Consider the following 22,997-nt stretch of genomic DNA (forward strand, 5'->3'; position numbering starts at 1 on the left):
ATGAGCAAAAGCTCGGAATGCCCTTGTTACCAAAATATCTGGTAAAAATACAAATAAATAACTACTTAAGGATTCGGATGTGGAAGAGGTTAAATACTACTCTTTAGCCGCGATGCTCTATTTTATCATCGCGGTATTTGGACTGTTTAAGAGGGATCGTAGCAAGAGGTTCGGCGCGTCGGTGCTGTTTTTTTTGATGGCCTCTCTGTTTTGGTCGTTCGCGGCTACTATTTTTATCACTGAGTTTGCTCTGGCAAAAAAGCTCGCTCAATATTTTTATGCGTTCTTCTCCGTAACGGTGATATTCTTTTTTATGAATTTAACCGTAGCGGCAAAGAATGGTGGTTCTCAAATGAACGAAGCAGATTTTTCCTCTCTGAGAAAATTGTTACTTCGTAGCTTTGCGGCGACCGCGGCGATTGTGGTGATTTGGGATCTTTTGGACGAATTTAAGATTCCGAATTTATCGGAAATGGTTTCCTTAGGAAGCTTCTTATTCTTCGCCTACCTTCTTTTTCAGGTGTTGGTCCCGCTACGTTCCTCCGAAAATCGGGGAAATTTAGTGAAAATTCTTCCTGCGATCAGCGTGTTACTTGTCATCAAACTCACGGAAGTGATTCGGTATTTCGAAGGTGCGAAGATCATCGAACCGATGAGCACGATCAACTATTACTTTTTAATTCTTTCACCGATTATATTGAGCGAATTTATCCCGGTTGTTGCGGAATTTCATCAGCGTGCAAACGAAAACGTCTCAAAAGGGAATTCCGGCTCGAGAGAATTGGCTTCCGATAAGAATTTCGAACAGAGAGAATCAAATTTAGAAAAACGATCTCTTTTAGAAGATTTGAATATAGAAAAGGTTGAAAGCAAGCTCAACGAGTTGATGCAGAACGAAAAGATCCATCTGGATGAAGAGTTGAGACTTCCGTCATTGGCTTCCGAAATGGGACTTTCGGTTCATCATTTGTCCGCGTTCTTAAATGAGCACATGGGAATGAATTTTAATTCATTTATCAATCACCACAGGGTCAAGGAAGCAAAAGTGATGCTTCTGGAAGAACCGGATCGATCGATTCTTTCGATTGGAATGGCTGTGGGATTTAGTTCTTCTTCCGCATTTCACAGAGCGTTTTTAAAAGAGACAAAAAAATCTCCGAAAGCGTTCAGAGAAGAGAATCTAACGAATTATAAAAACAACGAAGATGAAATGGGAGATCTTGATTCAAGATACTCGCATTCCATATAAGAGGATCTACATTCTCCCTTCATTATACTAGGAAGGAAGTTATGTTGAATCTTCGATTTCCACAATTCTCAAGTCTATATTTTTCGGAGAAGAATTCGAATGAAAATTCTCTCTGAAAAATATAGGAATCGAGTGAGCCGAGTAAAATTTTTTTCCCGTTCTGATTGAAATTTCAAGAATGAAAAAAAGTCACAAAATTGTCGGATCGATTTGTCTATAAAGTAAAATCAAAGTGATAGAAATATTAGATTCCATGAAGCGAATTTCATTTTATAAAGTTATCTTATCTATTTTCCTTTTGAGCGTTTGGATTTCCTGCGCGCAAGCGGAACGCTTTTCCCTCGATGGTCCGAGTGGAGCATTGATGACAATCGTGCAAGAAGTTGCAGAAAGTTCTTCTGCTTCGGCTTCCTCCACTACATCGGGGTTTCAGTTCAGCGGAGTTTTGCAAGGTTTAGTTTCCGGAACGGTTCAGATTCGATTAAACGATGAAATTCTTTCTCTTTCCGGCAATAGCGGATTTCAATTTGCGAATCGGATTCCGCAAAATCAGGCATATCAGTTGAGTGTGAAATCCCCGGCTCCGGATCATTCTTGTAAGATTTTTTTGGGAACGACGGAGAATCCATCCGGAACGGCTTCTTCCGATGTTTCCAATCTTGTCGTGTACTGTTCGACAGTCGTGATCAACGGTAAAATTCCGGGAGAAACGATCGAAATCAATGAAGACGGAACGGCTTTGGACTTCGATATTTCTCTGAGCGGCCCCACAGGTCCCAATGATCCTGTGGCCCATGTCGGCCTATCAACGACGGCGACCATCGATCATTTTAATCCAGGTCCTGAAAGTTACGATATGAATTTTGCAAATCCGGATTCCGTTACCGTAACGGCGAGTGATTTAACTCCGACCGGAGCTTCGGATTATTTTGATCAAATCTATACTTTGAACGTGGCCGTTACTCCTTCCAATCTCGCCGTTTCTTTTAACTTAAAGATTCTCAATAATGACAAGAAGATCGGATCGATTTCGAGGGCGTCCGCTGGAAACATGCAGTATGGCGGGAGTCACGTGAGTATTTTCGGAGGTGACGCGGCTTGCAGTTGGGAAGTCGGTTTTTATTCTAAGATTCTTGCTGGTGTTGCGACCCGAGTTCCTGGAAACGCCGACTGGCCGATCGCGAAAAATACGAAATATTACCGCGCTGACAATAACGCATTCATCGCCATGTCGGATAACAACGGTCTGATTCCCTATAACACCCTTTATAATAGCACCGGGAATCCGGCCAGTGACTTTTGGTCCGGCTTTAATACGAATTGGACGATCAATGTGAATTGCGATGATTGGACGAACAATGCGACTGGCTTTGGTTTAGCGGGAGACGGATCCACTCAAATTCCTTGCACAACCGGATTTAAACGTTACCTCTGCATCGAGCGATGAATTCTGAAAAAGGCTAATCTTTTCGTTAAGTAGGTTCGATTCCGATTTGTAAGAATTTGGTTTTCTTTTAGCAAAGATATTTTTTGGTTAAAAAAAATTGAATCCATCCCGGCTCGGTAGCGGATTTTATTTTTGATTCTTTTTAAATCAGAATGTTGGCTTGTCTCAAAACTCGAAAAGAGAAAAATTTCGTTTCGTACATTCTAATTCATTGGGTGAGTTCCCACAAATTTTGTCTCATAGGACTTTTGTGAGATCCGCTCCTTTCCCCTGATCCGGACGGATTTTGTGTGAGTTTCCGCAATCTTGTGTTTTGGAACAGATTCTCCATAGGACGCTGAAAGTTTGTTTTTGAGATGAGGCCGCTTGGATCCAAATTCTTTTTTTTGAGAAAAATCGAATGAATAGAATAGATTCTAAAATTCGGGGTGGGGTTCAAAAACCTACTTCGGAGATGACGGATTTATCTGGATTTTTAGTCGGACGGACTTGAAGTCCGATTCCAAGTTATTTTCGGTATGATTCCGTTTGTCGGGACCACGTTTTTTCGATACGAAATTCTTAGATTTTAGGACAATCAGGATCCTTCCCGTTCTACTCGGATCATGTTTCGATTTCGTCTAACGTTTTCGGTTCCTTCCGATGATCGCGTAAAGTCCTTTTGCGACGCTCTGAATCGTTCTTGTCATCACACCTTTGAGTTTGATTTTTAAGAATAATTCTAAGATCAGTTCTCGGAGCGCAAGATCGAAGGGAAGATTGTAATTTTTCCAATCGATCACAAATTGAAACGGATAACTTTGTTCCGGCTTGTCGTTCGAGTTCGGCGCAAAATGAATGAGTGTTCCTTCGACGGTCGTTTGATCTTCGTTGATATGTTTGAATTCCACGTAGATTTGCACTCTGTTCTTGAGAAAGGGAAGGGGAATCACTTGAAGACCAGCGAGTTCGGACCATGTGATGTCGCTTAACGATAGAAATCCCCTTGTCTCTCCGGCCAATACGCCGATTCTAAGGTTTCCTCTTTTTCCAAGTCTACAGGAGCCGCTCTTGGTTCTAAAGAGTAGTTCCAGCGGAGAACCCGAATCCATGTATCCGCCTTCGATCGCGATATCCCTAAGTTGAATCGAATAGGTTGGAGTCAGAGTTTTATCTACGATCGAAATCGATCCGTTTTCTATTTTCATATTTTGGAATATGATTCTTCCACGTTTGGGCATGAGTCCTATTTTTTTGTGAGGACTGATGATGTTGGTATAATCCATGTGGAAGTTTCCAAAGTAAGAAGAAGGAATTCTCAGCTTACCTTTGAAGAGTGAGAAAAAATCGATCTGAAAGTTCAGCGAAGCGATTCTCGTGTAAACCTGATCGGTTTTAAGAATTCCGGGAAATTCTATCGTGCAGTTTTTGGATATCACGTAAAAGAGCGGAAGAAGAATTCCGGACGAGGTCCATTTGAATTTGAAATGTCGAAATGAAAAAAAGTTTACTAACAATTGGATGATCGGACCGGACATCAAGAACTGAAGTCCGGCATAAAGGATCAAAAGATAGAACAACGTTTCCCAGACCCAGTTCATCGTAAAGGTTTTCCGGGAAACAAGGATCTGATCTGTAAGAAACGAATCTGCTTCAAAAGGCGGGGCTTACTTCTTCTTACCGTGTGTTCTGCTCTCGATATTCTTCTTATCCATCGAAGATATCTCGAGTTCTTTTGCTAAATCGTCTAAAAATTCTCTTTCTTTTTTTGTAAGCGCGCCGTCCATCGAAACGATGACACAAGCGTCTTCGTAAAAACCCGCGGCCATGATCGGATTTCCTTCCGAAAAGTTTCGGATCGTTTTTACGGGAAGAGGATTTTCAAACACATCGGATAGTTCGCTGATGATGGAAGTTTTTTCGCCTTGATGATCGAAGAAGATACAACCTTCTTCAAAAAGTGCTTTTACCATCTGACCAACGAGACTTCCTTCTTTCTGATGAAAGATTCCGTCCGCCATGCAGGAATAAGACCAAACACTGACGAGGACCTTGGCATAATTCATCTTCAGTTGAAAGATTTCTTGTTCGGGGTCTAATTCTTCTCTGAACTTTTCATAGAATTCATGCCCCGGCAGGACTTTGCTTGCAAGGGATGAAAGATTCTCCATTGGCATCGGGAGTTCCTCCAGGTTTTCAGAAAATTCTATCCTAACCATTGGATTTGCAATGAAAAACTGAAAAGAAAGACGTTGATTTTGACCTAAATTTTAAGAACCTGACTTTTGTGAACTCTTCTCTTAAAGAAAACCAAAGAAAGATATTGGTAACATCGGCGCTTCCTTATGCAAACGGTCCGATTCACTTAGGGCACGTGTTGGAAGGTATTCAGACGGATATCTGGGTTCGTTTTCAAAAAGCGAAAGGGAACGAATGTTATTTTTTCTGCGCTGACGATACACACGGCACTCCGGTAATGCTCGCGGCTCGTAAAGAAGGAATTACTCCCGAGCAACTGATCGAAAGAGTTCAAAAGGAACATTTCCGAGATCTGACAGCCTTCGGAATCGAATATGATAATTATTATTCCACGAACTCAGAAGAGAATAAAATTATTTCGGAAAAAATTTATTTACAACTCAAAAAGAACGGTCATATCGCTCGAAGAGGAATCGAACAATCCTATTGCGAACACGATCAGATGTTTCTTCCCGATCGTTTTATCAAAGGGACTTGTCCGAATTGTAAATCCAAGGATCAATATGGGGACAACTGCGAAGTCTGCGGTAAGACTTATAATCCAAAAGATTTGATCGATTCCCACTGCGCTCTTTGTGGAACCGCTCCGGTTCTTAAGAATTCGGATCATATCTTTTTTAAGTTGGAAGACTTCCAAAAATTCTTAAAAGAATGGATCGAAGCGGGAAATCACGTAACCGAAGGCGTGCAAAAAAAATTGAGAGAATGGTTCGATGCCGGTCTGCAACAGTGGGACATATCTCGAGACGGACCATACTTTGGTTTTGAAATTCCGGAAGAGAAGAATAAATACTTTTACGTTTGGCTCGACGCTCCAATCGGCTACATGGCTTCTTCTTTAAAATTCTTTCAAGGTGATTGGAAGAAATTCGATTCTTTTTGGAAGGATGAGAACGCTGAGATCGTTCACTTTATCGGAAAAGATATATTATACTTTCATGCTTTGTTTTGGCCGGCGATGTTACACGGGAGCGGATACCAAACTCCGAAGAATGTTCACGTTCACGGTTTTATCACCGTCAACGGAGAAAAGATGTCCAAGTCCCGCGGAACGTTTATCAACGCGAGTACTTATACAAAGTATCTGGATCCGGAACACCTAAGATTTTATCTCGCGGGGAAATTAAGTCCCGGGATGGACGACCTGGATCTTTCCTTTGACGACTACGCCGCCCGAGTGAATTCCGATCTTGTCGGAAATTTGGTCAATCTTGTGTCCAGAATTTCCACGAGCATCTTGGATCAGTTGGATCGAACGTTAGGAACCCTTCCGAAAGAAGGGAAAGAATTGTTAAACGAATTACTCAATCAACCGATCAAAGCCGGAACCGGAGAACAATCCGTTCAAGAGATTATAAAAAACGCATACGAACAGAAGAACTACGCGAGAGTGATGAGAGAAATTACTCGTCTGGGAGATACGGTAAACCGTTACGTGAACGACAACGCTCCTTGGAAACTGATCAAGGAGAATCCGGAAAAGACCCGAGAAGTCGTAACCACCGTTTTAAACGCGAGTCGAATTCTCGCCGTTTATTTGTATCCGGTCGTTCCGAAGGTTTCCGAAAAAATCTACTCTTTGTTAGGTTTGAAGGAAGCCCCGAAGTTTAAAGAATTAGAACCGGAAGAATTTAAGGCATTAGAAAATACGAAAGTAAATCCGTACGAGATGATCACAAAACGTGTGGATGAAAAGGCGATCAACGCAATGTTAGAAGAAAACAAACAATCCGTTACGGAACATTCCAAAAAAGAAGAAGAAGCGAAAGTGGCAAATGGCGCACCCGAGGAGAGGTTAGAAATTTCGATCGACGACCTCGCAAAAGTCGAGTTGAGAGTCGGTCAAATCGTAGAAGCGAGTCCGGTGGAAGGTGCGGACAAACTCGTAAACGTGAAAGTGGATCTCGGAGAACTCGGAATCAAAAACGTCTTCGCGGGAATTAAAGTCGCTTATCAACCGGAAGTTCTGAAAGGTCTAAAAGTTGTGGTTGTGGCGAATCTCAAACCGAGAAAGATGAAGTTCGGAATTTCGGAAGCGATGCTCCTTGCTTCCGGTGAAGGAGAATCCTTGAGTTTGTTCGTTCCTCACAAAGATGCGAAACCCGGAGAAAAGTTAAAATAAGAAACCAGGAAGCCTTCAAAGTGAATTGAGATAGAATTCAATGGTACCCAGATGCAAACGTTGAAGCGAATGGTTTCGTTTTTTTGTTCGGAACTTTGCCCGGATTGAAAACACAAAGAATCTCTTATAAGAGCTGTTACACCTGCATTTTTTTGGGCGTGCTTTGAGGAATCCTAGAACTTAAAGAAGGTCTGTGGGAATTCCTACAATCAAGGAAGGAGACTTTTTACTTGCAAAATTATGGTTTTCTGATAGAGAAAAGTCTCCCGAATTTTCCCACCACCGCACCCCACCACCCAAGATCAGGGTGGGGCGCGCGAATTTTACGGAAGGTTTGTCGTATTTCCGACAGGCTTCTTTTCCAGGAATCGTTTGTAGTTCTGAGAATGGGTTTTTCTTCAGCGATGACTTTCGTTCGGTGCCAAGCTTTTTTTCAATCCGATCCTTTGTCGGACCAAATAAACGAGCTCAAAAAAATGATTTACGAAATCAAAAAAAAATCTCCGTGGAATTCGGAACCGATGGATTGAATCTCCCAGATTGAATTTATTTTTAGGAATTTAGATGCCCTTACAATTAGATATCTCTTATAGTTTTCAAAGACTTCTGGAAAAAAGTAAGAACGTCGGAGGTCGGCTTGTTTCTCGACAACTCACTCATATCGTAGATTCTTTTATCCTTTCCAAGTTCGAAACCTCGGGTGTAGAATTCAAATCCGGAGATGAGATCTGTTTAGTCGCGATGGGTGGTTACGGAAGAATGGAGATGGCCCCGCACTCCGATATTGATCTCTTGTATCTTCACAATGGAATCAAAGAGGAACGTCTTTCCGCTCTGATCTCTAAAATCAATACCTATCTCTACGATTCCGGAAAAGAAGTCGGACATTCCTGCCGAACGATTAAAGAATGTTTTCAATACCTCGACGACATGTCTTCGTATCACGCGTTTCTGGATGCGCGTTTTCTCGCAGGTTCAAGGACTCTCTTTGAGAAATTCAAAACGGATTTTTTGGAAAAACTTCCGGAAAAAAGAACCAAAAATTATAACCAAGCGAAAGAAGAAATTCTTTCCTCACGATTTCTCAAGGAAGAACGACCGATTTTGTTAAGCGAACCGAATCTTAAGACGGATCTCTGCGGTCTCCGAGACATTCAATATATGTTCTGGATGGAAAAATCGGTTCGTAATCTTCCTTCCTTGGGAGGTCTTTCGATTCTTCCGGTATTTCAAAGAGGGGAGATTCAGCTTTTGCAGGAAGCATACGACTTTCTCTTAAGAACTCGCATTTCTATGCACGTGATCACGGCAAGAAAGACCGACCGACTCGACCTCAATCTCCAACAGGAAGTCGCCGAATACTTGGGCTTCGGTAAAAAGACCGAGCTTTCCTCCGTGGAAAAGTTCATGTACGTATTGTACGGACATCAGAAGAATATTTACTTCATCATTCGCACTTATTTAGACTCGATCATAGAGAAGAGAAAAAGTTCGGAAGGAGAAAGTTTTCCTTATGAAGACCTTCACTTTTTTAAAATCGGAAGAACCGTTTTTCCGCCAGTCATGGGAACTCTTTTTACGAATCCGCACACGATCTACCGAGATGTGATGATTTCTTTTCGAATGATCCAAGAAAAGGATCTTCAAGTTTCCGGAACACTTCTGAATGAGTTTCGTTTTGCTTCCAACTTTTTGGACGATGACTTCAAATATTCTCCCGAAGTGAACGATGAATTCCTAAAAATTCTTAGAACTCCTTCACAACGGGGAAGAGTTCTGAAACTTATGCATGAGTCGGGAGTGTTAGGAGCGATTCTTCCGGAGTTCGGAGCCTGTACAAACTTTCCGCTCTTCAGCTATCATCATGAGTTCACGGTCGACGAACACACACTTCTGATCTTACACGAGTTGGATCTTCTTGATAAAGGAGAATTTCAGGATGTCGAGGTTCAAAAGGCCTACAAAGAATGTTCTAAGATCGAGCTTCTCGCATTAGCAATTTTGTTACACGACGCGGGTAAGGTAAAGGAAGGAGATCATTCCCAGTATGGTGCAGAACTTGTTTCTTCCGTAGGAGATCGACTGGGCTTAAGCGAAGAGGATCGAGATCTCTGTCGTTTTCTCGTGGAAAAACACACTCTTATGTCCGAGCTGAGTTCCAAAAGAGATATCGGAGACCCGAATTTGGTTTTCGATTTTGCTAGGACGGTGGGAAGCAGAGAAAGATTAAGAAAGCTTTATATTCTCACCGTTATCGACACAAAATCCGTCGGTTCGGGCGTTCTAACGAATTGGAAAAGTTCCATCCTAAACACCTTGTATCAAAATACAATTCCATATCTGATCAGCGACTCCAATGGAAATTTCGGAGAGGTCGGTCCGGATCGAGACGTAAATCTGCAGGATCTAAAAAAATATCTTATCGGGAAGGAAAGTTTGGAAGAGAAAATTTCCGATAAGATCGTCCAGTTCGCAAACGAGGTGACTCCTTCTTCCTACCTAAATACGGTTTCCAATCGTAAAATATTAAAGAATTTTAAAGCGATTGGGACTCTTGCACAGGATCCCGTTCAAGGATTGATCTTTGATTGGGAACAGGATCCCGCTTTCGTTACGATCGACGTCGTTACGGTCAATCAACCTGAAATTCTTTTGGATCTTTCCTGTGCCGTTTCGTCCGAAGGCCTTAGTCTTTTAGGAATGAAAAGTTATACTCTCGGAGAATATTGGATCACTTCTGTCCAAGTTACTGATTCCGCGGGTGGTGGAAATCTTCCTTCCGATAGAATGGATCGTATTCAAGCAAAGCTAAAAGCGATTGCTTCCGGAAATTTGAAAAGGGAAAGTATCGCGTTTCAGAGAGCGGATTGGAATCCCAGAAAGCCGACTCCGGAAAGTATCGTAAATCGATCGGTCATGTTCTACAATTCCGATCTTCCAGACGTGACAATTATGGAAGTTAGAATGCCGGACGTTGTCGGTTTGGTTTATAGAATTCTTCAAATCATCCTTCATCTAAATTTGAAAGTGAGATACTTGAGAGTATCGACAAGCGCCGATTATGCGTATGATTCTTTTTATCTCCAGACTTCGAGTGGAGCTAAGCTGGAAGAGCAAGAACTCTTATCCAAACTGAGAGACCAAATTCTTAATATACAACTTTCCGAACAAATTTTGGATGAGATTACGATCTGAGTCCGATTGTTTTTTCGGATTTCATTTCGACTCTTTACATACTAAATTTAAAACACGTTAGTTCGTTTCCGACTCTTCCCTTTTTTCGCTCGCGCACAAACCCGGGCGAAGTTATACTTTCCTAAAATCGATTTTTTAAAAAGAATAAAAGATAAGATATTTCGTTTAGAAGAATTCAGTGAACGAGGAGAGAATACTTTGAATAATCCAACCGTAAATCCAGGACTTGCCCCCTTTGATATTTCCGATTATAAAGGAAATCGAGGAAAGAATTTTTACGAAGAAGATCGAGTATTGCAGACTCTTGTGGAAAAGTATTCCCAGGGTTATGACTCCACTCATAAGAAGGCTATGCAGGATCACCTTTTGGGTTACGGGGCTCTTGTGGGAGGAATCTTAGACGAACTTACGGAAGCCTCTCATAAGGAAGGCAAATACGGAGAAGTCGTAAAATACGATCGAACAGGAAATCGTATCGATCAGATCGTTTATTCAAACGAACAAAAGCAATCTAGAAAAATTTCCTATGATTATGGAATCGTAAACTTAAACTATCATTCTTCTTGGAAACATTCTTTCACCGATCTTCATCGTTATGCGCTTGCCTATCTCGCGAATCAAAACGGAGAAGGTGGAGTTACTTGTCCACTTGCGATGACAGAAGGTATGATTAAAGTTTTAGAAGCGTTGGGGACTCCCGAACAAAAAGCTAAGTATTTGCCTTTGGTCGCAGGTGAAGGAAGCGATTCCCACTTTATGGCCGGTCAGTATGTGACGGAACGGGTCGGTGGTTCGAACGTGAGTGCAAATCGAACGATCGCAAGAAAACAGGAGAATGGGAAGTGGATTCTCACTGGAGAAAAATGGTTCTGCTCCAATCCGGGAGATCTTTGGGTCACCACCGCGAGAGTGGAAGATACGAACACGATCGGCCTTTTTCTCGTTCCAAGAATCAAAGACGACGGAACGTTAAACGGACATCATATTCTTCGTAAAAAAGATATTATCGGATCGAGAGGAAAACTCACCGTTGAAATTATTTATGACGGAGTCGAGGCGGAGGCTCTTGGAAGACCCGCACACGGAATCGCCAATCTAATTAAATATGTGATCGGAATTTCTAGACTTCATGTGTCGCTTGCCGCTTCCGGAATCTCAAGAAGGGCTTGGATGGAAGCGTACGAATATGCGAAGTTTAGATCCGCTTACGGAAGTAAAATTTTGGAATTCCCTTCGCTTCTAAAACAACTCAGCGACCAGAGATTAAAACACACTGCAATGTTGACTTCTGTTTTCAGACACTATCATACTCCAGAAAATTTGAAATTGGCGGGAGAAGTTTTGGCCCCTCTTTTGAAATATAAATGTTCTTCTATATCGACCGAGATCACTTACAATTCTATTTTAGTCCTGGGAGGAAATGGAATTGTGGGAGATTTTTCTGCGCTTCCGAGACTCCATAATGATTCCATCATAAATGAAACTTGGGAAGGAACCCATTTATTGTTAAGCGAACATGTATTGAGGGGTTTTAAGAGGGAGAAAGTCGCAAACGCTTTCTTTAAATATGTGGAAGAGTTGACCGATACGACGACTGAAGCATCCGAAACCATTCGCAAAAAGGCGGATCTTTTGAAAGGGATTCTCGAAAAATCCAGTCCGGAAGAGTTAGATCTCAATCGAATTTATATTTCTGACTTAGCTTTCGAGATTTTTTCCTTGGCTTCCCTCTCCGACGTTTCCGGAAAAAAAGCCCCGAACGCAGAGAAGGACCTCTCTTCCTTTCGAGACGGATATTTGGATTTAGTAAATTCTTCTCAGGATTTTGCAAAAAAGGGGAGTTTTTCGGGAAGTCCTGAAAAACTAAAATCAGTGATTCACTACTGAAATTTTTTTTGGAAATCTCGGAGGCTTTCTTGTGGAAACGTCTACGAGTTGAGAATGATTCCTCCGCTTGGAGCGGAAATGCGTGGAGTTCCCGCAAAATTCCGTATCAAAACAGAAGAACCCCTGCCATCGAAGGACCCGGTCGATCCGGTTTCCTTTGTCGGACAAAAAAATTCCAGAGGAAGTGAAGCCAACAGTTTGAGTGGGATCGACGTCTTCGTTTAAGGAAGATTCCTCCGCTTGAAGCGGAAATGTGTGGAGTTCCCGCAAAATTCCGTTTCAAAACAGAAGACCCCTTGCTATCGATGGACCCGGTCGATCCAGTTTCCTTTGTCGGACAAAAAAATTCCAGAGGAAGTGTAGCTAAGAGTTTCAGCGGGATCGACGTCTTCGTCTAAGGAAGATTCCTCCGCTTGGAGCGTAAATGTGTGGAGTTCCCGCAAAATCCCGTTTCAAAACAGAAGACCCCTTCTCATCGAATACTTTAACAATTCAAACGGAAAAGATCTTTTCGTTCAGAACCAGTTCTTCCGCTTGTAGGATCTCCAACGGATAAGAATAAAAATAACCCTGACCGAAATCGCAATTGAGTTCCTGCAAAAGATTGTGTTGCATTTCGTTTTCTACACCTTCCACGATGATCGCCTTTCCCATCGCTTGAATCAGATTTACCAAAGAAGTAATGATCGTCCTTGTGGAGGTTTGAAAAAAATTAAAAAGAAAAATCTTATCGAGTTTGATGTAATCTATCGGAAGATGAATCAATCTTCCCAAAGAAGAATATCCCTTACCGAAATCATCGAGCGCGAATTTAAAACCGAAATCCCTCAACGAATTCACCACTTTCCCGATTTGAGCGTCGGAAGAATCGAATGAATTTTCTATAATTTCAAGAATGATACGCTCCGGCTGAATCTTATAAAATGCGCTCGCCTCTTTCAGAAGAAGAACTATATTCTTATCACCTAACTGTTTCGGTGAAATGTTAAGCGACAGAGAAATATTTTTGGATTCTAAAATCGAATTTTCATAGTAGCGAAAGGTTTCCCAAATCATCCATTCTCCGATCGTCTTTATAAAACTCGAATTCTCAGCGATTGCGATAAAACTTCCGGGAAGGAGTTTTCCTTTTTTTGGATGATTCCAACGAACGAGAGTCTCCATCGAAAAAATTCTATTTTCCCGCATATCTACGATCGGTTGAAAATGAATTTCCAATTCCTTTCGGTTTAAGACCTTTCGAAGGTCGATTTCGATTTTCGCTTTTTCGGATGTTGCCGAAATCGCGTTCTGATCAAAATAATAGTGAGAATTCGGGCCGATCAAAAAAGAACGATGTAAGGATTCTTTTAGGATACGAATCGCGTTCAAATCAGCGCCCGCGGACGTTTCAAAACGTGAGTAACCAATATTTACGTTGAGATGGAATTCCCTTTCTTCATACGAAAAGGGAAAATTGAAAAGAAGAATCAAACAATCACAGAACCACTCGGATTTCGACTCGGAATCGATTTGCACCGAGGAAATCAGAAAACAATCTCCTTCGAACTTAAAAATCAAATCATTCGGGTGGAGATACTTTTTGAGTCTTTCCGCGACTTTCCTCGAAATGGTCTCAAAGTAAGAATTTTCCTCTTTGGAAACAACCGAGTCCGGGTTTGAAAAAGATAAGAAGAATAGGAAGTGTTCGTCGACATCCGAAAAGTTCTGAGAAACGAGTTCTTGGAAATGTTTTAGGAAGAATTTTTTGTTAGGAAGATTCGTGATTTTGTCAAAGTAACTCCTTTCGAATTCCTTTTTCGGTGCACCCGAGTTTGCCGGACGAAAACGAATCATGTAAGAATGATCCAAGTCATGAATCGTCCACTGGAGTTCTAAATTCGCTTCGTTCAAGAAGAACGGATCATCGATGTCGTTCTCCTGTAAAATAGAAGTCATTCCGAAATCCTTTTCCCAAGTTTTTTTGCTCCTAAGAACTGGAATTAATTTTTCGAAGAAAATTCTAAAATGAGGAGAGGTCAGAAATTTTTGAAACTTAGAATTGGAGTAGATCACTTTCCATTGTCGATCCAAAACTACAATGGCTTCGATTGATTGATCGGAAAAATACAACAAAGACTTTTGTAAAGACGGAGATAGATTCTCCATTTGTATGTCCATGCTTAGCATTTTATCGTTAAAATACTATAATGAAATACGTACTATAAATCAAAATATTCGCTGTTATAAGTTTACAATTCTAAAAAGAGGCAATTTCCAGAATCAAATGGAAAATCGATTTCATTTTAAAATCTTCGAGTGAAATTATTTTCTTATAAATAAAAAATATCTTTCCTAAGAAAGCTTTTTAAGATTCTATCTTCAATCCGTTGAAAATCCCGCTTTCTCACCTTTGAGATCTGAGGTTGATTCTTTCACGTTCAAATTGAAAAATTCTTACCAAGACTTCGACTCGGAGTCGTTCTCGAACATCTTCGATGAACGTTAGGCTTTGATTCGAATCTTTCTTTGAAACAAGGATGGTGCAAAGATTGGACATCGAATTCTATAAAAATCAGCACATTGAAATACTCAATCGGTTGAATGAAATCGAAAGCCGATTGGAGTCTGAAATTTCAGAATGTATCGAAATCCTCTCCCACGAACTCGCCGGTTTGTCAGCCAGATTGAATCTTCATAGAAACATGGAGGAGAATCTTGTTTTCCCCAGTGTAAAAGATTTGCTTTCGAATGCGGAACGTTCTTTCCATGAAGAATCTCTTAGGAAGGCGACAAACCTAAAGATCGCAATCAAAGAATACAATAGTAGATGGTCCCTCCCTTCTGCGATTCTTCAAAGAGAATCGGAGTTTCGTAAGGAAACGAGATGGCTTATCCTCTCGATTCAAGAACTCGTAATAAAAAAGGAAGCCGAAATCGATTCCGTTTTGGAAAAGGAATCAAATTGATTCTATCTTTTTCCCATCCATTCGATACAATTCGACAAAAGCATTTGCATTTCCTTCGGATTCTTTTGCAAAGGATATCCGTGCCCGGGTAGAATTCGTTCGAAGGTAACGTTCCTCAATCTTTCCATCGATTTTTTTTGTTCTGGCCAGGAATACCAGCAGACGTTTCGAAATGCGATCAGCCGATTCTTCTCCGGATCGTAAGCGAGATGATCTCCCGTAAAAAGAAATTCTTCCCGATACAATAATACGGCGTGGCCCTTGGTATGGCCCGGTGTGGGAATGATTCTTATATCTTCCCCGAGTTCGAAGATTTCGTTTCCCCGAAGTATGATTTCCGCAGAGGGAACCGCACGTAGATCCCCCTCATGGATGATTCTTTCGCAATTGAATTCTTCCCTGAACTTTTCGTGATCGGCGACGTCGTCTTGGTGGGTTAAGAAATGATATCGAATCCCTCCGAGTTTTTTTATCTTCTCTGCGAGCGAAGGCACGAATCGCGGAGAATCGATCAGGACATTTCCGTTTTCTCTCAGAATCAAATAGGAAAAAGCTCCGTACGAATCTTTGGAATGATAACCGCAGTAATAGACATTTCCTTCAATCTTGCTCGGAAAGCTTTCTTTTGCTTCCCCGAGGTCCATTCTGTCCTCGGTTCCGATGGACGTAGTAGGGCAGGCGATCAGCGCACGGAGGGCTGAAATCGTTTCGGAATCGTTCTCAGGTTGTTTCCAAACAAACGAAGCCCCGTTTTTTTCGGAAAAAGTTGCAGGCGCAAGGATTCTACAGGTTTCGCAATCGATACAGGAAGAATCCACGTAGAAGTTTCCTTCTTGATTCTCCTTTCTCTTCTTCGTCCGGTTTGCCATGTTCTTTAGACACTGCTTCTAGACCGAGGAAGACTTCTTACTTTGGTCCTAGCATGTAAGAAATCCACTCCTCCCGGATTTTTACGATTCAAATACGATTTCGGTCGACTTCGGTTTTCGTAATCAAAATGAAACATTTCCCTAATCAGATTGTAATGTAAATGAAATATAAAGTGGGCATCAGTTACAAAGAATACGAACGGAGAACGGATGGATTACATTCCGGTATCTTAGGATGAAAAGAAAAGAAAAGAATCGTAAATTAAGGCTTAGATTATTACAAATCGGTTTTCAGATTTTTGGAGCTTTGGTCCTGAGCCAGACATCCTTAATGGCTCAAGAGAAGAATTTACCGGCCCCGGAGACCACACAAGCTCCTGTCAAACCGCAAGCCGCGACCGTGACGACCGGAACGGATTCTTCCAAATCCCAAGAAAAACCGAAAAGGGAATTTTACGAAGACAATGAGACCGGTTTGATTTATACCAAGCCGGGACCGAATCGGACCAAAATTGATACCGTGGATAAGAATAACTTTCCGGATCGCAAAGAAATGCAGCTTCCGAATCATTTCAAACACAGACCCGAAAATTTGAACGAAGAAAAGTTGGTCATTGCCGCTAGAACTCAGTTTCGGGGAGTCAGCGGGGACAGACAATCGGCTTTCTCGGGCAATGAAGATTTCAACACCGTAGACGCGAACTTTCGTAGATTACGTCTCGGTTTCTTTTACCAAGGTGCGAAATGGTGGGGTTTTGCGACTCAGCTTCGTCTGGAAAACGCGCTTAATAGCCAATTCCTAAAAGTGACTAAGGACAAAACCACTGGAGACGTCCAAGATGTTACTTTGAACGATTCGCGCGGGATCATTCACGAAGCCGTTGTCTGGATCAATATTCCGATCCTGAGTTCCCGTTTGACCTTGGGCCAAATTAACGTTCCGTTTAACAGAGAATATATACAAAGTTCGGCGAACTTCATTTCTCTGGAACGATCCATCGTGACGAACGTTCTTCCTCAGTTTGATTTAGGCGCGATGTTCGCGATTCATCCTCTGGAAGCCATTGATAAAAAATATACGAGATATCTTTCTCTTCACGGTTTTATCGGTAACGGTCACGGCGGTGGCGGTGACTACGGTTACGGTAGAAGACAAGACAATACGGCCGCTCGCCAAAATCTTCCACAACTCCTCGCTCCGATTTTTTACGGAAGAGTTCAATACAACGTCTTTGGCGGGTTGATCAAAAAAGAAAAAGATATCGGTTGGGTGGAAGGAGACGAAATCTTTCAAGACGACGCGAAACTTTCCTTCGGTGCCGCCGTAGCTCAAACCACTCAGGTGAAAACATCTCAACCCGTGCCCATAGAATTCTTATACAAGGATCAAACTCCAACCAAACTGATTCTTCAACAAACGACTCCTACGAATGGAATCGATCCGACTGGACTTCGTTCCGATTATCTCGCCGATCCTTCGATCACAACTCCCGGAAGACCAAATCTTGGAATCGTCGGTCATACCTATGACATGACTTTTACTTGGAAGGGGCTTTATCTAAACGGAGCTTGGAGTAAATTTTCCGGTTCTGCCGCCAATCAAGTTATGGGTTATCATGGAATGATCGGCTACAATTTTCACCTCTGGGATTCCAAATACATCATGCCTGTCGTCAAAGTGGAGTTTATGAAAGGCGACTGGAATCAAAACCATACCTTTGAACCAGGTGAAGCCTATTATATCTATTGGGCCGGTATAAACTTGTTAGGCGACTATCATCTCTTTAAGGTTCAACTTTTCTATCAACAGATGCACAGCAATTCGGCAAAAAATTATTTCTTCGGAACTCCGGATAATCGCGACTCAAGAACCGTCTATCTTCAGTTCCAGGCCAACTTTTGGACAGGAACAACTTCTCCGGAGAACGTTTCAGGCGGTGCGATTTACAGACAGGATTATTGATCGGAATTCGAATTCGTTACTAACAGCGATTGATCGAAGAGTTTTAGAATCGAGTTGATCTCCACATCGCCGCTTTTGGAACAAAAAAAAGAATACGCCTGATTGATGGTAAAGCCGTCGATCAGGTATCGAAACATGACGTAGATTTCTTCCGTATCGAAATTCGGATTCAGAAGATTCAGCTTTTGCGCGAGTTTGATACTTCTTCTATGATATCTTTGATAGAGTCGGTTGTAGTAATCGGTTTTTTTCTGAAGTTTTTCCTTCGTAAGAATTTCGTTCGTGAGGAATTGATAACAGACTCGGTTGAGTTCTTTTTTGGATTGTATATCGAGAAGAATCGGTTTTAAATACTGATCTCGAATCGCGATCGAACTCTTACAGCGTTGAAAAAGAGACTGAGTGATCTCTAGATCCTTTCTCGCGGCGTAATCGATAAGAATATAGATAAGATCGTCTTTGCTGTCGAAGTGTTCGTAAAAAGTTCCTTTTGCAAATCCGGCTTGAGCAGTTATGTCTTCCACTCTTGCTTCGTGAAACCCCTTGCTCCCGAAAACAAAAAGAGTCGCTTCTAAAAGTTTCTCCTTTGTTTCGAAAGATTTTTTAGATTCTTTTTTGGAAGAGATAGAAGAAGAAAACCCGAGAAACGTTTTTTTTCTCGGGCGGATTTTCGATTCTTCTTGGGGGAGAAGTTTCAAGTTCTTACTTCTTCTTTCCGTTTTTGTTTGAGAACTTGGAACCGAGTTCGTGAAAGACAGAAAGTGTCACAGGAACATAGAGAAGACTTCCGAACGTTCCAAATCCCAATCCCCAACCCAAGGCCAAGGTCATAGGAATCAAAACCGGATCGGAACCGCCAAGGCTGTATGCGGTGGGCAGAAGACCCGCGACAGTCGTGAGCGTTGTGAGAAGAATCGGCCTGAATCTTCTTTGACTCGCTTCGATCAGAATTTCATCCATACTCGCTTTGGATCCCTTTTTGATCGAATCGATACAATCTACGAGTACGATGGAAGCGTTTACGAGAACGCCCGCCAATCCTATAATCCCGATCATCGCTAAGAAGCTGATCGATTTTCCGGAAAGAGGAAATCCGATTACGATCCCAATGATTCCCAAAGGAATCGTGCTTAAGATCAGAATCGGTTTCCAAAAACTTCGAATCGTCAAAGCAAGAATTCCGAAAATTCCGAAGATCGCGATGATTCCTGCTTTTCCAAGAGAAGCCATCGATCTCTGCGTATCCTTTTCTTCTCCGCCGAAAGAGATGGAAATACCGGGATATTGTCTTTCGATCAAGGGTTTGAATTCGTCTGCGACCTTTTGATTCGCGTCGTGGGCCGTGATTTCGTCTAACTTAACGTCTCCGTTTACGGTGATCGCACGTTCGAAGTCCTTGTGCGCAAGAAGCTCCGGAGATTCGATCAGATCCATACGGGAAATTTTCGCGAGGTGCGTTATGTTACCCGCCTTGTTACGAAGCGGAATCGATTTGATTTCGTTCGGATTCTTACGGAAGTCGCGGTCATAGACGACTCTAAGATAAATTTTGGTTCTTCCTTTTCTGATCGAACCGGCGCGTTCTCCGTCGTAAGCGGCGCGTAACGCGTTGGCCGCGGAAAGAGTCGAAACCCCGGTGAAACTTTCGAGTCCCTCGTCCAATTGAATGTACATCTGTTTACGGCCGAAGCGATAATCATCTCGAACCGAAAACACTCCAGGAATGGATTTTAAGAATGTCTGAAGTTCGTTGGAAATCTTCTTTAGAGTTTCGTAATCTCTTCCTTGAATGGAGATCGTAATCGGAGCTCCAATCGGAGGTGCGTTTCCGAATTCTTCCAGGAAAAGATCGCTGATGCCCGGAGTCTTACGAAGTTCGGGTTCGATGGAACGAAGAATTTCGGACGCCTTCCGTTCTCGTTTTACTTCCGGAGTGAGATAAATAAGAATCACCGCTAAGTTCTCGCCGAATCGAGAAAGAGGATCGTCCGGGTCCGTCTGCTGAACCCCGATCTTTGTCGAGTAACTTACCAATTCTTCTTTTGGGATCTTTTGGACGATCGCTTCCATATACTTCATCTTTTCACGAGTCTGAAAGATTCTGGAAGTCGGAGAAAACTCAGCTTTGATCATGATGATCTCGATGTCTTCTTTCGGGAAAAGAATGAAATCCATCTGAGACATCGCTCCACAGGAGCCGAATACGAGAAGAATGATAAAAGCGAAGGAAGCTTTTTTGTGTTTGATGTTAAACGAAACGAGTCTGGAGAAAGAAGTTTCCAGAGACTCGAAATAAGAATCCATTTTTTGCCTGAACTTACTTTTGATTTTCAGTTGTTCCGGCGTCTTTGCAAACGCGGCGATTCTTGCTGGTAAGAATAAGAAGGATTCGATGAGGCTTGCAGTCAGAGCAACGATCACAACGAGAGGAATTTCCCAGATGAATTTTCCCATGATTCCAGTCATAAAAAGCATTGGAAGAAACGCGGTCACGGTCGTGAGATAGGATCCGAAGATAGGAACGATCATCTCCACGGTTCCGCGGAGAGACGCCGTATGGGAATCATTCTTTTGATCTAGATATGTGTAAATATTTTCGGAGATGACGATCGAGTTGTCCACGAGCATTCCAAGAGAGATGATCAATCCCATCATCGAGATCATGTTAAACGAAACGTCAAAAAACGGGAGAACTGCAAACGTCATAAGCATCGAAAGTGGAAGAGACAGGGAAGTAAGAGTTGCAGTTCTGAAATCTAAGAACAGAAAAAGAATCCCGAAGACGATGATAAACCCTATCAAAGCATTGGATGAAACTACGTTGAGACGGTTTTTCGTTCTTTTAGCCTCGTCGTTTAATACGAATGTCTTCATGCCGGAAGGATAGGAAGTGGAGAGGGTATTTAATCTTTTGTGAACCGTTTCCGCTACTTCGATCGCATCGGCCCTTTCCTTTTTGATCACTGAAAGAACGAGTCCTTGTCTTCCGTTTGCGATCGCCAAGAATCGTGGATATTCGAACGTATCTTCGACCCTTGCGAGATCCCCTAATTTTACGGTGGAAAAGATTTCATTTGTTCGAGTGGGAATTTTCCCGATTTCGGAAGGTTCCTTGAATTCTCCATCGATTCTTAGGTCGAATGAATTTTCGGAGTCCACGGATCCGGCAGGAAGGTTGATATTTCTGTTCCGAATTGTCCCAACAATATCAGATAAATCTAATGAATATTGTTTTAGTTTATTTGCATTTACTAATATTTGCCATTCTCGATCCCTCTTTCCGAAAACGTCTACTCTCGCAACCCCCGGGATCTTTTCCAGTTCGAGTTCGATAAATTCCGCAGTCGTATGGAGTTCGATTTCGTCTTTTCCTCCGGAAATCGAAAACTCAATGATTGGAAAAGAACCGGATTTCCTTTCGGTCATCTTCGGTTTTTCCGTTACTTGCGGTGGGAACTCCGACATGGCATTGTCCACTGCGCGTCGGATCTCGTTGAGAACTTTCTCCGGGTCTTTTTCTTCCAGACTGACTCGGACGTCGATATCAGAGACGGAGTTTCTGGAAAAAGAGCGGATCTCATCGATTCCGTCGATTTCTTTGAGGCGCTGTTCGATTGGATAGGTAACTCGGAGCTCGACGTCTGCCGGAGAAGCGCCCGGGAACTTGGTAGAAATGACCATCTGTTTCAAGTCTACGTTTGGGAATGCATCTCGGCGAAGCCCTAAAAGGGATATAAGACCCGAAAGAAGAATGAAGACCATTCCGAGATACATAAAGAGACGATTTTTGATGAAAGATTCGATAATTGATTTCATATATTCTGACTGACTGGTCAGTTCTCTGAAATGTTCGTTTTGTAGTCAAGCTTGATATTGCGGGAACTCCACAAAAAAACTTCGGAAGAGTTTTGACTTGCATCGAGGACTGCACTTGAAGCAGTAAAATTATGTCACATAATCGTGATTAAAAAAACGAAGAAGGGCCCTTTTACCCCGGAAGGACCAAAATTCCCCTTCTTCGAAGCGGGAATTTGCGGGAACTCCCCACAATTTCCGATTCTCTACAGAAGATCATCGATTCTTATTTCATTGACACTCTAGAAAGGGAAGAATCTGATCTCAAGTGTGGAAAGAAACCGTCTTGCTTTAGCGATCACATTTGTTCTTACAATTTTGTCCGTCCTCGTCGGACTCGTAAACATTTCCCTCTCAACGACCACTTCGAAATACTCCAAAACTTCCGGTGGAACTTTTTTTAGTACTGCCCCGATTGGAGCGGCGCTGATCAAAATCGATGGGGAGATTCATTCCGGACATTCGACGTTCGAATCTACCGGCGCGGAAAGTATTCTTCAGAAGCTCCGAGATATAGAACAAAATCCGAATATTAAGGGAATCTTAATCGAAATCAACTCTCCCGGAGGAACCGTAGGAGCTTCCCAAGAAATTTACAACGAGCTCATGCGTCTTCGAAAAACTCGAAAGATCGTAGTTTCCATGAAAGACATGGCGGCATCGGGCGGATATTATATCGCGGCCTCCGCCGATAAAATCTTCGCTCTCTCCGGAACGATCACCGGATCGATCGGAGTCATAGCGATGGCGCCTAACGTCAAAGGTCTTCTCGATCGTTACGGAGTGAAGATGAGAGTTTATAAAGAGGGGAAATACAAAGATTCATTGTCGCTCTTCCGAGATTCGACTCCCGAAGAAGATGAGATGATTCAGAAGATGCTCTCTGATACTTACAACGAATTCATACAAGACGTCGCGAAAGGAAGAAACCAGACCGTAAAATCCGTTCAGACTTTGGCGGAAGGAAGAATCTATTCCGGACAGGATGCGTTTCGAAACAAACTCGTGGACGAAATCGGCGGAAGAAAGGAAGCATTGGAAGAATTATCTAGGCTCTGTCAATACGACGGTGAGATTCCTCTTTATGAAGAAGAAGAGTCTCCGTTTGATAGACTTTTTATGATGTTAGGTGCGAAGATGAATTCCTTTTCGAGTGAAAGAATTTTCTTTAAAGAATTTAAGAATTCTCCGGTTCTCATCATTCTTCCGCAAGCGCTTAGGTAA

Annotated in this window: 15 protein-coding genes; 9 read left to right on the plus strand and 6 right to left on the minus strand. The window is 42.2% G+C overall.

Features of this window, described 5'->3' with window-relative positions; all coding sequences use genetic code 11:
* Positions 1–79: 79 nt before the first annotated feature.
* Entirely contained in the window at positions 80–1,249 is a 1,170-nt protein-coding gene (locus tag DLM75_RS05620) for an AraC family transcriptional regulator (protein ID WP_118967486.1), read from the plus strand.
* A 253-nt stretch (positions 1,250–1,502) separates the two neighbouring features.
* Positions 1,503–2,696: a DUF1554 domain-containing protein gene (locus DLM75_RS05625; RefSeq protein WP_118967487.1), complete on the plus strand. Its 1,194-nt coding sequence runs from the start codon at positions 1,503–1,505 to the stop codon at positions 2,694–2,696.
* A gap of 620 nt (positions 2,697–3,316) precedes the next feature.
* On the opposite strand, the gene DLM75_RS05635 is transcribed toward DLM75_RS05625, so the two are convergent.
* Together DLM75_RS05635 and DLM75_RS05640 are read right to left on the minus strand one after the other, a co-directional pair.
* Positions 3,317–4,276, minus strand: a complete 960-nt coding sequence (locus DLM75_RS05635) for a hypothetical protein (protein ID WP_118967489.1) — start codon at positions 4,274–4,276, stop codon at positions 3,317–3,319.
* A gap of 66 nt (positions 4,277–4,342) precedes the next feature.
* Positions 4,343–4,846, minus strand: coding sequence for a tellurite resistance TerB family protein (locus tag DLM75_RS05640; RefSeq protein WP_429945418.1), 504 nt, complete (start codon positions 4,844–4,846; stop codon positions 4,343–4,345).
* Positions 4,847–4,962: 116 nt separating this feature from the next.
* On the opposite strand from DLM75_RS05640, the gene metG reads away from it, so the two are divergent.
* The 4 genes from metG to DLM75_RS24220 all read left to right on the plus strand — a co-directional run bounded on the left by metG (position 4,963) and on the right by DLM75_RS24220 (position 12,363).
* Positions 4,963–7,056, plus strand: coding sequence for a methionine--tRNA ligase (gene metG, locus DLM75_RS05645; RefSeq protein WP_118967491.1), 2,094 nt, complete (start codon positions 4,963–4,965; stop codon positions 7,054–7,056).
* A gap of 564 nt (positions 7,057–7,620) precedes the next feature.
* Positions 7,621–10,251: a [protein-PII] uridylyltransferase family protein gene (locus tag DLM75_RS05650; RefSeq protein ID WP_118967492.1), complete on the plus strand. Its 2,631-nt coding sequence runs from the start codon at positions 7,621–7,623 to the stop codon at positions 10,249–10,251.
* A gap of 198 nt (positions 10,252–10,449) precedes the next feature.
* On the plus strand, positions 10,450–12,138 hold the full coding sequence (locus DLM75_RS05655) for an acyl-CoA dehydrogenase family protein (protein WP_118967493.1): 1,689 nt from the start codon (positions 10,450–10,452) through the stop codon (positions 12,136–12,138).
* 54 nt (positions 12,139–12,192) lie between these two features.
* Positions 12,193–12,363, plus strand: a complete 171-nt coding sequence (locus DLM75_RS24220) for a hypothetical protein (protein WP_158586447.1) — start codon at positions 12,193–12,195, stop codon at positions 12,361–12,363.
* Between the two features lie 267 nt (positions 12,364–12,630).
* On the opposite strand, the gene DLM75_RS05660 is transcribed toward DLM75_RS24220, so the two are convergent.
* Positions 12,631–14,298 (minus strand): GGDEF domain-containing phosphodiesterase, encoded by a 1,668-nt coding sequence (locus DLM75_RS05660; RefSeq protein WP_118967494.1) that lies wholly within the window; start codon positions 14,296–14,298, stop codon positions 12,631–12,633.
* A gap of 371 nt (positions 14,299–14,669) precedes the next feature.
* Here DLM75_RS05660 and DLM75_RS05665 point away from each other — a divergent pair, with 371 nt between their 5' ends.
* Positions 14,670–15,086: a hemerythrin HHE cation-binding domain protein gene (locus DLM75_RS05665; RefSeq protein WP_118967495.1), complete on the plus strand. Its 417-nt coding sequence runs from the start codon at positions 14,670–14,672 to the stop codon at positions 15,084–15,086.
* A gap of 2 nt (positions 15,087–15,088) precedes the next feature.
* On the opposite strand, the gene DLM75_RS05670 is transcribed toward DLM75_RS05665, so the two are convergent.
* Positions 15,089–15,955 (minus strand): MBL fold metallo-hydrolase, encoded by an 867-nt coding sequence (locus tag DLM75_RS05670; protein WP_118967496.1) that lies wholly within the window; start codon positions 15,953–15,955, stop codon positions 15,089–15,091.
* A 235-nt stretch (positions 15,956–16,190) separates the two neighbouring features.
* On the opposite strand from DLM75_RS05670, the gene DLM75_RS05675 reads away from it, so the two are divergent.
* Positions 16,191–17,918, plus strand: coding sequence for a hypothetical protein (locus tag DLM75_RS05675; protein ID WP_118967497.1), 1,728 nt, complete (start codon positions 16,191–16,193; stop codon positions 17,916–17,918).
* Here the strand turns inward: DLM75_RS05675 and DLM75_RS05680 are convergent.
* Positions 17,912–18,616, minus strand: coding sequence for a TetR/AcrR family transcriptional regulator (locus DLM75_RS05680; protein WP_158586448.1), 705 nt, complete (start codon positions 18,614–18,616; stop codon positions 17,912–17,914). The genes DLM75_RS05675 and DLM75_RS05680 overlap by 7 nt on opposite strands.
* Positions 18,617–18,620: 4 nt before the next feature.
* A complete protein-coding gene (locus DLM75_RS05685) occupies positions 18,621–21,734 on the minus strand; it encodes an efflux RND transporter permease subunit (RefSeq protein ID WP_118967499.1) in 3,114 nt (1,037 codons plus the stop codon).
* Positions 21,735–22,043: 309 nt separating this feature from the next.
* On the opposite strand from DLM75_RS05685, the gene sppA reads away from it, so the two are divergent.
* On the plus strand, positions 22,044–22,997 hold the full coding sequence (gene sppA / locus DLM75_RS05690; protein WP_118967500.1) for a signal peptide peptidase SppA: 954 nt from the start codon (positions 22,044–22,046) through the stop codon (positions 22,995–22,997).

This window comes from Leptospira stimsonii (genome assembly GCF_003545885.1).
GTDB classification, from domain to species: domain Bacteria; phylum Spirochaetota; class Leptospiria; order Leptospirales; family Leptospiraceae; genus Leptospira; species Leptospira stimsonii.

Excerpts from the sequence above, each read along its gene's own strand:
- DLM75_RS05670 (WP_118967496.1), bottom strand. The coding sequence starts at position 15,955 with ATGGCAAACCGGACGAAGAAGAGAAAGGAGAATCAAGAAGGAAACTTC.
- DLM75_RS05635 (WP_118967489.1), bottom strand. The coding sequence starts at position 4,276 with ATGAACTGGGTCTGGGAAACGTTGTTCTATCTTTTGATCCTTTATGCC.
- DLM75_RS05625 (WP_118967487.1), top strand. The coding sequence starts at position 1,503 with ATGAAGCGAATTTCATTTTATAAAGTTATCTTATCTATTTTCCTTTTG.
- DLM75_RS05640 (WP_429945418.1), bottom strand. The coding sequence starts at position 4,846 with ATGGAGAATCTTTCATCCCTTGCAAGCAAAGTCCTGCCGGGGCATGAA.
- DLM75_RS05650 (WP_118967492.1), top strand. The coding sequence starts at position 7,621 with ATGCCCTTACAATTAGATATCTCTTATAGTTTTCAAAGACTTCTGGAA.
- DLM75_RS24220 (WP_158586447.1), top strand. The coding sequence starts at position 12,193 with ATGATTCCTCCGCTTGGAGCGGAAATGCGTGGAGTTCCCGCAAAATTC.
- DLM75_RS05660 (WP_118967494.1), bottom strand. The coding sequence starts at position 14,298 with ATGGACATACAAATGGAGAATCTATCTCCGTCTTTACAAAAGTCTTTG.
- DLM75_RS05685 (WP_118967499.1), bottom strand. The coding sequence starts at position 21,734 with ATGAAATCAATTATCGAATCTTTCATCAAAAATCGTCTCTTTATGTAT.
- DLM75_RS05675 (WP_118967497.1), top strand. The coding sequence starts at position 16,191 with ATGAAAAGAAAAGAAAAGAATCGTAAATTAAGGCTTAGATTATTACAA.